The sequence below is a fragment of the Streptococcus sp. NCTC 11567 genome (assembly GCF_902141215.1).
GTDB classification, from domain to species: Bacteria; Bacillota; Bacilli; order Lactobacillales; family Streptococcaceae; genus Streptococcus; species Streptococcus dysgalactiae.
Map to the genome: position 1 here is coordinate 1,567,826 of NZ_LR595857.1, position 11,084 is coordinate 1,578,909.

The 11,084-nt window shown below is 41.1% G+C and carries 9 protein-coding genes; 3 read left to right on the top strand and 6 right to left on the bottom strand.

Annotated features, from left to right (window positions below):
- Positions 1-9: 9 nt before the first annotated feature.
- Entirely contained in the window at positions 10-960 is a 951-nt protein-coding gene (locus tag FQT67_RS07785) for a sugar ABC transporter permease (RefSeq protein WP_015057956.1), read from the bottom strand.
- A gap of 195 nt (positions 961-1,155) precedes the next feature.
- Between FQT67_RS07785 and FQT67_RS07790 the strand changes: the two genes are divergently transcribed.
- Both FQT67_RS07790 and FQT67_RS07795 read left to right on the top strand, forming a co-directional pair.
- Positions 1,156-2,034, top strand: a complete 879-nt coding sequence (locus FQT67_RS07790) for an ROK family protein (protein ID WP_046177042.1) — start codon at positions 1,156-1,158, stop codon at positions 2,032-2,034.
- A gap of 3 nt (positions 2,035-2,037) precedes the next feature.
- Complete coding sequence (locus FQT67_RS07795; protein ID WP_046177043.1) at positions 2,038-4,212, top strand: GH92 family glycosyl hydrolase; 2,175 nt, start codon at positions 2,038-2,040, stop codon at positions 4,210-4,212.
- A gap of 170 nt (positions 4,213-4,382) precedes the next feature.
- Here the strand turns inward: FQT67_RS07795 and FQT67_RS10965 are convergent, their stop codons facing one another.
- The 5 genes from FQT67_RS10965 to FQT67_RS07815 form a co-directional block, all read right to left on the bottom strand.
- A complete protein-coding gene (locus tag FQT67_RS10965) occupies positions 4,383-4,733 on the bottom strand; it encodes a hypothetical protein (protein ID WP_261308903.1) in 351 nt (116 codons plus the stop codon).
- Positions 4,730-5,074 (bottom strand): hypothetical protein, encoded by a 345-nt coding sequence (locus tag FQT67_RS10970; RefSeq protein ID WP_261308904.1) that lies wholly within the window; start codon positions 5,072-5,074, stop codon positions 4,730-4,732. The genes FQT67_RS10965 and FQT67_RS10970 overlap by 4 nt, the downstream gene beginning before the upstream one ends.
- 387 nt (positions 5,075-5,461) lie before the next feature.
- Positions 5,462-6,853, bottom strand: coding sequence for a glycoside hydrolase family 1 protein (locus FQT67_RS07805; protein ID WP_046177044.1), 1,392 nt, complete (start codon positions 6,851-6,853; stop codon positions 5,462-5,464).
- Between the two features lie 24 nt (positions 6,854-6,877).
- On the bottom strand, positions 6,878-8,572 hold the full coding sequence (locus tag FQT67_RS07810; protein WP_046177045.1) for a beta-N-acetylglucosaminidase: 1,695 nt from the start codon (positions 8,570-8,572) through the stop codon (positions 6,878-6,880).
- Positions 8,573-8,622: 50 nt separating this feature from the next.
- On the bottom strand, positions 8,623-9,663 hold the full coding sequence (locus FQT67_RS07815; RefSeq protein WP_046177046.1) for a GntR family transcriptional regulator: 1,041 nt from the start codon (positions 9,661-9,663) through the stop codon (positions 8,623-8,625).
- Positions 9,664-9,794: 131 nt separating this feature from the next.
- Here FQT67_RS07815 and FQT67_RS07820 point away from each other — a divergent pair, with 131 nt between their 5' ends.
- Positions 9,795-11,081: a glycoside hydrolase family 125 protein gene (locus FQT67_RS07820; RefSeq protein ID WP_022555019.1), complete on the top strand. Its 1,287-nt coding sequence runs from the start codon at positions 9,795-9,797 to the stop codon at positions 11,079-11,081.
- Positions 11,082-11,084: the final 3 nt, after the last annotated feature.

The following is an 11,084-nucleotide window of genomic DNA, read 5'->3' on the forward strand; positions in this document are numbered from 1 at the left end:
GGTTTCCTCCTAGAACAAGGCTGCATCAGGATCCATGCGACGAACAATCGCATTGGTGACTAACAAGATGCTGGTCCCAACCACTGACTGATAAAGGCTAGCTGCCGATGCCATCCCAATATCTCCTGTAGCAGTCAAGGCATTGTAGACATAGGTATCTAACACACTGGTCACGTCATAAAGCGGGCCTGAATTCTTAGGAATAACGTAGAAAAGTCCGAAGTCAGATTTAAAGATATTACCAATATTAATAATCAACAGGATAGACATCATTGGCAATAATTGTGGAATGGTGATGTTCCTAATTTGTTGCCATTTGCTTGCACCATCCACCATAGCAGCTTCATAATAAGTATCAGAAATCCCTTTGACTGAAGCATAGTAGATAATGCTATTGTAGCCTAGCCCTTTCCAGACACTCATAAAGAGTAAAATCAAGGGCCACCAAGTGGGATTGGAATACCACTTAATTGGATCTGCTCCACTGCCAACCAAGAGCTGATTAATGAAACCTTTATCTGTATTTAAAAAGGCAGAAACAAAGTATTCAATAACCACCCATGATAAGAAATAAGGCAACAAGGACATGGTGTGATAGACCTTAACCGTTCTCTTATTTCGTAACTCACTCATGATAATGGCAAAAGCAATCGCAAAGAAAACATTAAAGAGTAAGAAAATCACATTGTAAGCGATGGTATTTCTGGTAATCAACCAAGCATCTTTGGAAGCAAAGAGGTATTTGAAGTTATCCAAACCAACCCAAGGGCTCTCCTTCAAACTTTCCATAAAGCCTCCTGCTGAGTAATGGAAATCTTTAAAAGCAACCACATTGGCCAAAACTGGAATATAAAAGAAAAAGATGAACCAGATGAAACCTGGTAATACCATTAATAATAAGGCGCGGTATTTAATCACATTTTTCCAAAAGGATGTCTTTTTGTTGGTCTGTCTTGTCATTTCCCAACCTCCCTTTGTGTTAATCAGGTTATGGTTTAAGTATAACAAGCGCTTTCATGATTTAAAAGCAACAAATTATAGGTATGATAACACAAAGTATAGAATCGCTTAGAAAGCCTTTTCATTGTTGCTTAAATCTGTCATACTAAGATGAGACATGATCGTCTATTCTACTATAATAAAGGAGAACACCTCATGAGCTTGTTATGTATTGATATAGGAGGCACTTCCCTTAAATTTGCCCTCTGTCACAATGGCCAATTAAGCCAGCAAAGCAGCTTTCCCACTCCCTCTAGTCTGGAAAAGTTTTACCAATTACTCGACCAAGAAGTTGCTCGTTACTCTGCTTACCATTTCTCAGGTATTGCCATCAGTTCACCTGGGGCAGTCAATAAAGAAAAGGGGGTTATCGAAGGCACCAGCGCTATTCCCTACATTCACCATTTTAAAATACAAGAGGCCTTAGAAGAACGGCTACATTACCCTATTTCTATCGAAAATGATGCCAATTGTGCCGCCTTAGCTGAAGCTACCTTAGGAGCAGGAAAAGGCGCTAGTAGCCTAGCCATGCTCGTTCTTGGTACTGGAGTTGGAGGAAGCTTGGTCATTGATGGCAAGATTTACCATGGTGCCCACTTATTTGGGGGCGAATTTGGTTTCATGATCATGAACGACCGCTACCAAACCTTTAGTCAGTTAGGGACAGTGGTAAATATGGCCAAGCGCTATAGTGCAATCGTCAATAACGGAAAAGATTATGATGGTAAAGAAGTGCTCGCTCTAGCAGAGCAAGGAGACCACCTAGCAATCAAGGAAAGGCAACTCTTCTTGCAAACACTGGCCATTGGGATATTTAATCTCCAACATGCTTTTGATCCTCAAATGATTTTGATTGGAGGCGGTGTTTCTCAAGCCGACTTTCTCTTACCAGCTATCGAAGCAGAATTGGACAAGCTCTATCAAGCCGTTGGCATTTCTAATCTCAGGCCTCAATTAGCCATTTGTCACTTCAAAAATGAAGCTAATCTCCTCGGCGCTGCTATTGATTTTTACCAAGAACACAAGGAGAACTAATCCATGGATCGTTTAGACTTTATCGACACGCGCTTTGGCACCGCCAACCAATACGCCTTTTCACAAGGCAATTGCCTACCTCTGACTGGGGTCCCTTTTGGCATGAACTATTTAGCGGTGGAAAGTCACCAAGACCGTGGCGCTTGGTGGTTTCACCCTGACGACCATACCTTTACAGGCATTCGATTGACCCATCAGCCTAGCCCATGGATGGGGGATTTTGCCACCATGACCCTACTCCCCGTTAGTGGCCCAGTCATCAAAGGGGATGTTTTTCATAACCAAACCTCTTACCGACCAAAAGAAGCCCGTTTTCAACCACATCTTATTGAAGTATTTAGCCAGAGACATCGCATTCTTAGTCGGGCAACAGCCTCCATGTATGGTTTTCACTGTGACTTTTCTTTTGAGAATGGCAGGGCAGGGCTGATTATCCACAACCCTGGTAACAGTTTTTGGCAAGTAACAGCAGATGGCAAGACCCTACTGGGTTGTGTTCAAAACGTGTCTGATTGCCATGACAAAGACCTTTGTATGTATGTTCATTTGCAATTTAGCCATCCTGTCACCCACAAATACATAGGTGAGCAATTGAAACACGTTTCTTTAGACGATAAAACAAAAACCTCCTTTACCTACCTCCAGTTTGATGAGACCCTCAAACACTTAGACGTCACTGCCGCCACATCCTTTATTAGTTTTAAGCAGGCTGCTCTTAATTGGCAAAGAGAATTTCCACAAGATTTTGAAACTTCCTTCGTCAAAAATCGTGCCCAGTGGACTCATTTTCTAGACCGTATCGCCGTTGAAGACAGAGATTTTGATAAGGTCAAGTCCTTTTACCACCATTTTTACCGAGCGCTGCTATTTCCACAAAGGTGGTACGAAAAAGATGACAAGGGAGACCCTATTCATTACAATACTTTATCCAAGAAGGTCGTCAATGGTAAATGCTATACCAATAATGGCTTTTGGGATACTTACAAGTCTCTTTACCCCTTACTATCATTGATTGCCCCTGAAGTTTATGAAGATATTCTAGAAGGACTGCTAAGCAGCTATAAAGACACGGGCTTTCTCCCTAAATGGCTCTCTCCTGATGAACGCGGTATGATGCCTGGAACTCTAGTGGATGCCGTTATCGCAGATGCTGCCGTAAAAGGTATCGGAACCCAATTGATGCCTGCCCTGTTAGAAGCCATGCTGGATACTGCCAATAAGCAAAGCGATAATCCCAAATTTGGTCGTTTGGGAGCAGATGACTACCAAGAACGAGGTTATATCCCTAACCATTATCATGAAAGTGTTAACCAAACCCAAGATTATGCCTACAGCGATTTTTGCATTGGCCAAGTGGCGGGCACTTTAGGAAAGGCAGAGCTAAAAGCTAGTTACCATTTCCGCTCCCTTAACTACCGTCAGCTGGTTGATAAAACCAGTGGTTTTCTCAGAAGTAAAGACGCTAAAGGACATTTGCGTCAAAATTTTGATTCTCTTAACTGGGGAGAAGATTATACCGAAGGCTCCAGTTACCAAAACAGCTTTGCCTGTTACCATGATATTTTGGGGTATATTCGATTGATTGGAGGCAATGATGTTTTCGCCAAACGCTTGGAGAACCTCTGTAATCAGGATCCGCAATTTCAAGTGCATGGCTATGGTTTTGAAATTCATGAAATGAGCGAATTAGCAGCCCTTGATTTTGGGCAAATCGCTATTTCTAACCAACCTAGTTTTCATTTGCCATACCTTTATCATTACATCGGCCAACCATACTACGGACAACTTATCTTAAAGAATTTGCTCAACCATGCTTTTCCTAATGATGGCTATCCTGGAGACGAAGACAATGGTAGCATGAGTTCTTGGTATATTCTCAATAACCTTGGTTTTTACCCAGTCACTCCTGGAACAGGACAATATCTTATTGGTATTCCAAATCTTGACAAGGCCTGCCTTTGTCTTCCAAATGGCAAACACATCACTATTAACTGCAAGGGAAATGTTCCTCAATATCAGTTTGTCAATCACGTCGATTATAATCAGCAAGCTTACCATAAACTCTACTTAACTCATGAAGACCTTATCCAAGGCTGCCAGCTGGATTTTCAACTAGGTCTTGTTCCTCCTCATCACCATTATAGCTCTTCTGACCTCCCTTATTCCCTAACCACTTAATAAGTTCATCTAAACAAATTCCCCACTCAGTGATTAACCAAGTGGGGAATTTGTTTAAGTATCAAAAAGATGTTAGTTAACTCTCACAACCAGTCTTAAGCAGTAATATCTGATTAAGACAATCAAAAACCATTACGAACATCAAACTGGGACGTAATGGTTAGTCATCCTTAAAAAAGTGCATTTTTAGTCACTGTTCGTTTGGCCCAGCGGTCTAAAATAGTCACTAAAACAAACAGTAAGAAGAGATACCCAAGCACAATCCATTGCTTTAATGTTTGACTGGTCACCCCTATGTAGGAAATATCAAGCAAGCTATAATAAGCAAGCATCGAAAGGGTTGTCACCACTAACAAGCATCGATAACCTAAAGATTGAAGTTTAGTTTTCCAATGATTAAAGTTGTATCTCAGAAGCTTTATCATAGTATAAGTTAAGAAGATACCAACATACACTAAACCATAAACCAAAAAATAATTAGCAGCAGCTTTATCAGGCGTTAGGTTCAACAAAGGAATCACAAATAAACCAATAAACCAATAAACCGTAAAAAGAGATTGGGAGCGATAAAGGTAAAGAGAGCATAAAATGGTAGCAGCAGATTTGTTCGTGACTTACCATAATAAAAAGCTATGCCTAAAAAGAAAATGAGGCGCCCTACAGAGACAATATCTATACTCAAATTATCCGTAGAAAATGTCAAAAATATTGCTTCAATGGTAATAATACCAAGTGATAAGTAAAAAATTCTTTTGAAGGGAACGCTAATGGTACTAATCCTACTAAATAATGTTAGCAGTAACATTATTTCAATAATATCTAAAAAGATAAAGCTTAAAAATTGAAGAAACTCAATAATCATTCCTCATCCTCCTTTCTTCGGTCTTATGTTTAAGGTTATGACATCGTCTATGAGCCTAAACAAACGATTCTTTGTCAATAAATCTGAAGTCATTTTCCCTGTCAGCTATCATTATTTTTTCATGTTGACTTTTTTATTTTAATCGTAGTCTCTATTTTATCATAAATTTTGTCGTTCTGATAGCTAAATTTCAAAAGGTTCTTGCGCTAAAGTTTCAATCATAAAATAGACTCTATTTCTCCAATTAACAGCAATAAAAAAGAGTAAGGAAGACAGTTCGCCGTAACGAATTCTTCATTTACTCTCTAGTTGTTACTATTCACAAGATACATCTTTTCTATAAAGGTCTAAATGATATGACAGGATCCTTATCAGTTCACGTTTGGTTTAAGTTAAGCGATTATGATTAGCCACTTCCTTGAACCAATAAGCTGAAGCTTTAGGACGTCGCACTTGGGTATGGATATTATTTTCCACAAGGCCATAGCGGTTTTTGTAGGCATTGAGCCAAGACCAGCCATCAATTGGTGTCCATACATGGTAACCAAAACAATTAGAACCTGCTTCTATTCCTTTGTGGAGATAGGTTAAATGTTCTTTCAAAAATTGGATGCGATAATCATCTTGAATCTGGCCAGTTTCATCACGGTAACGGTCTTCTCCTGAAATCCCTACACCATTTTCAGATAAGAACCAAGGAATATTGTCGTAATGGTCACGCATCTTGATGGCAATATCATAGACAGCCTCAGGATAGATCTCCCACCCCTTATCCACGTTCATGCGGCGGCCAGGCATCAGGTAGGGGTCATAATACCATTCAGGACTCCAAGATGGGCTAATCACTGGAATGACATCCGGAGCCTTCACGCGCTTAGGATGGTAAAAATTCAATCCCAAATAATCCACTCTATTCTCAGCAATAAGAGCCAATTCTTCTGGCGTTGATTGCCACAAAACCCCATCTTTTTTCAATACCGCAACCAATTCTTCTGGGAATTTCCCATGAACAGCAGCTTCCATAAACAAGTCATTGTTCCAAAGTTCTGCAAAATCCGCAGCAGCCATGTCCGCTTCTGATTGACTAGCTGGGTAGGCTGGCGTCAGATTGAGAATAGTTCCAATACGCCCATCACTAAGTTCTGCTGGACCTTGCCTGTAAGCTTGAATAACCTTGGCTGTGGCTAGGGCTAGATTATAGGCGACCTGCACTGCTTTTTTCCCATCCACGATAGCAGGGTAATGAAATTGCATTAAGTAAGAGCCTTCCACAACGACCATAGGTTCATTGTGGACAAACCAATCCTTAACCCGATCACCGAATTCTTGAAAACAAACCTTACTAAAGGCGACAAATAAGTCCACAACATGCTTGGACTCCCAGCCACCATATTGTTGATAGAGGGCAATTGGCAAGTCAAAATGATGCAAATTAATAACAGGACGGATACCATTGGCCAAGCAAGCATCAATCACTCGATTATAATAAGCAAGCCCATCGGGATTAATCGTCGCTTGCTCAAAGTCATCAATCAAACGTGTCCACTGAATAGATGTACGGTAGGAATTGTGACCTAGTGAAGCTAACAAGGTCAAATCAGATTCAATCTGATGATAGGCATCCGAAGCCGTATCAGGTCCCACGTAATCGTAAAACAAGTCAGGCTCCTCTTCATACCAATAATCAAAGAGATTGCGGTGCTGCTTAGCAAAACGCCCCTCACTTTGAGGGCCTGAAGTGGCTCCTCCCCACCAAAACTCTTTTGGAAATGCTAACATATCATTCCTTTCTAGCTCGTATGACTAAGCATAATCTTCAGGTCTTGCTTGGGTAACTTGACCTTGATTAGCTGTTAGTTTATCTTGCTGTTGGTAGTAGATGCGATAGTAACGACTTGGAATGTCACTTCCAATACGGTAGTTATGTTCTTGCACATCGGCATAAAGTGTTTCCAACTGAGGCTCCTGATTTAACATAGCCTGCCAAAACACCTGATCTTTTGCCACCCGTTCAAACCAAGGAGCAATAGCTTGTTGAAACGCTGGCTTATCTAGCTTTCTCAAGGTATTGACACGTTCGACCAATTCATCTACCCAAGCTGATAACGTTGATACATCCTTAGCCAGGAGAGCTTCTTCCACTTCAAAAGGAAGGTCCCTGTGCAGATGACGATTGCCATTATGCCAAGCAAATGCCTGTAAAGCTAAGGCTAATTCAGCATCTCCTGTATAGTCTGTTAAGGTTTCTAGCCAAGAGTTACTAGGCTGATAACGGTTAGCATCCCACAGATAATGGCTCATGTCTGTCAAGGTCAGCTTAGATAATTCCCAACTAATCATAGGGTTAGAAACAATCCCCTTGACCTGATAGTCTGGCTGGCATAAAAATGGCGAGCGATTAGCAAAAGGGGTTAAAAAGAGACGTTCTGGATCTTTTTGATAATCATTAACAGGAATATTGTCCCAAATAATGATAGGCCGTTGATATACTGCTGCCATAGTTTCAATATCTGCTTGCGAGATTTGACTCGCTAGCGTGCTTGGGCCTGTCCAGAAAAAGGCGATTTCTTTAGGAATCCTTTCTGACAGCTCTTGCAAATAGATAGAATCATGGTGGTTGTCGTATTCTGTCGGACAGATCACCAATTCTGGCGCCGCATGTTGTTGGTTTAAAAAGTGATGAACCTCAGTTGCCAAGTGGGCCTGGGCATAGGCAGTCTTTTTGAATCGTCTCTCAACAGCATCTACAATTTGGTAGTCAATATCATCCAGCAAAAGCCCAAAATGACAAACACCTAACGCTAGAAGTTGTTGCAATTTTTGATAAAGTAATTGGTAATCTTCTTCCTTGGTATAATCAAAATCAAGTCCCGGACTAATCATATACCAAAAATCAATCCCTTCTTCCTTGGCTACTGCAAGTAGCTCTTTGAAATAAGTCACCCAATCCTCAGGATAGAGGTCTCGCCATTGTTTTCGCTGGTAATCATCATCTTTCGGAGCATACATGTAAGTATTCATCCTTTTACGTCCAATGAAACGTAGGCAATCTAACCGCTCTTCTCGTGTCCACGGTGTTCCGTAAAAGCCTTCAATTATCCCCCGCATAGCAAAAGAAGGACTATGCTTGACAGATACAATCGGTAAATAAAGTTTATCCCCTTTGAAAGTCATCACTTTAAGCAAAGCTTCTTGGGCGTAACGAAAACCTCTAAGGTTTTGGCTTTCAATAATAATTTCCTTATCTTCTGAAACCTTCAGGGTAAAGGCATCCTTATCCAGCTGACGGTTAAAGAAATGTTTAACGGTCAACTCTGCTTGGCCTTCTTCAATCCACTGAAAATACTTTGACGTTGCCAATTCTGGTAACATGGCCGTTTGATTTTCAAAACGGAAAAAACGACCGACAAATCGGCATGTCAACGGCATGTCAAAGACAAGATAGTCTCCTCTTGTCATGACTTCTTGATAATCCCTTAAGGCGTGATAAATGGTCATTTCTGGTCTCCTTTACCTGAGCTAAACGGCTCATGCTATTAACGTCTTTTTTAGTGACTACTTTCTCTAATAAATAACTGGACAGGTAACTGGCAAGAAGTTACAACTTTCTGAGGGCTTTCAATTTTTTGCAGTAGTAATCTTGCTGCCTCTTGCCCCATTTGGTAAAAATCTTGAGCTGCTGTGCTTAATTTGGGATTCAACAAACGGGAGGCTTGACTATTATCAAAACCTACAATAGCAACTTGATCAGGAATAGATAAGCCCGCCTGTATGCTTTTTTGAATCAGCTGAATAGCCAACCAATCATTTTCCACTACCAGGCCTGTCTTAGAGCCTGTCATCTCCGATAAAACGGTCACTAAGCGGTTCAGATAAGCATCAGAGGTTTCAGCTTTTTCCTTGGGAAAATACGAGGATGGCAAAGAAGTTTCTGCCATTGCCGCTAAGTAACCCAAATAACGGTCTCTAACAGATGATACTTCTCCAAAAGAGCCTGTTGCCACAAAACTAATCTGGTCACAGCCTTGCTCAATCAAGTGCTGAGTCAATTGACAGGCACCGCCTTTATTATCCGCTACAACAGCCGGAAACTGAAAAAGATCTAGAGATTTATCCAACAAGACTAGAGGAATGTGATGATGGTCGCAGTAAAACAGGAAATCAATACTGTGATTGACATCTTCTGGGTAATAAATAATACCAGCATAGTCTGATAGGGTGTCTAGCCTTACCGTACTGGCCAATTGAACCATGAGACGGTAACCTGTTTCAGCAATATAAGTCATAATGCCTTTGGCATAATCTCCCAATTCATAATCAGAAGCAAAAGGAAGAATCAACAATAAATCCTTATTCGCTTCAGGGGACGTCACTTGCTTTTTAGCTACGAAGCTTCCTTTCCCACGACTTCTCGTAATCAAGCCTTCTTGCTCCAGTTCTACAAGCGCTCGCTTAGAAGTGATACGGCTAACCGAGAACTGTTCTGACAATTCTTTTTCAGTAGGTAGGCGGTCACCAATTTGCAAACGACCTGATGCTATCTGCTCTTTAATGAAATGATATATCTTTTTGTATAATAATTCTGTCATTCTTTACTCCTGCTATCAGTATATCATGTCAAAAAAGAATTGTAAACCTTTTCAAAAACTTATAGACAAAGTTTAACTTATCATTTATAATGAAACCGAAGATAAATGATATATCATTTGGAGGATATGACATGACAAGACCAATTCCAACTAGTGTAAAGCAATTTATGGCCAAGGTGGAGACCCTTTGCGGAGACCAACACCCTGATTGGGCTCTTAATTTCAAAACCAGCTTTGCCAATACCTTAGAGACAACCCTAAAAACCTACGAAGATGGCACTAGCTTCCTTTTAACTGGCGATATTCCTGCCATGTGGTTACGTGATTCCACTGCGCAAATGAAACCTTACCTCTTCCTCGCCAAGGAAGATGAAGAAATTAGAAAGATTATTGCCGGCTTGGTCAAACGCCAATTCCGCTACATTTGTATCGATCCCTATGCCAATGCCTTCAACGAAGAAGCTAACGGAAAAGGACACCAAACAGATCGTACCCAAATGAACCCTTGGATTTGGGAACGCAAATATGAGATTGATTCCCTCTGCTACCCTATTCAACTGGCTTACTTGCTCTATCGTGAAACAGGAAGCACCGATCAGTTTAATGACGATTTTCATCGTGGGGTAGAACTCATTCTTGACCTATGGACAGTTGAGCAAGATCACTCCCAGTCTCCTTACTTGTTTGAACGCGATACTTGGCGCAAAGAAGATACCCTAACACATGCTGGAAAAGGAAGTCCTGTCGCACCAACAGGGATGACCTGGTCAGGCTTTAGACCAAGTGATGATGCTTGTCAATATGGTTACCTCATTCCTTCAAATATGTTTGCAGTGGTTGTGCTTTCCTATCTAGAAAATTTATATAACAACCTTTTTCACAATGAACCAGTAGCTACTCGTGCCAAGCAACTGAAAGAAGCTATTCAATCAGGTATTGCAGACCATGCCCTTGTTCAAAACAGCAAGGGAGAAACCATTTACGCTTATGAAGTGGATGGTCTGGGACAGTTTTCCATCATGGATGATGCTAATATTCCAAGCCTCCTCGCTGCACCTTACCTTGGTTTTTGCGCTAAAGATGACCCTATCTATCTGGCAACGCGCCGCACCATTCTCAGCCAAGAAAATCCTTATTATTATCAGGGAAATGCAGCAGCAGGCATCGGTTCTTCCCATACACCAGAAAATTATATCTGGCATATCGCCCTTGCCTTACAAGGATTGACCGCTCTTGACCAAGACAGTAAAAAAGAGATGCTTGATTTGCTTGTGGCAACAGATGCTGGTACCCACTTAATGCACGAGGGTTTCGATGTCAATGATCCTTATCAATACACTCGTGAGTGGTTCTCTTGGGCTAACATGATGTTCTGTGAACTACTTCTTGACTATCTTGGCTTTAGCATTGCTCCTTAGAAA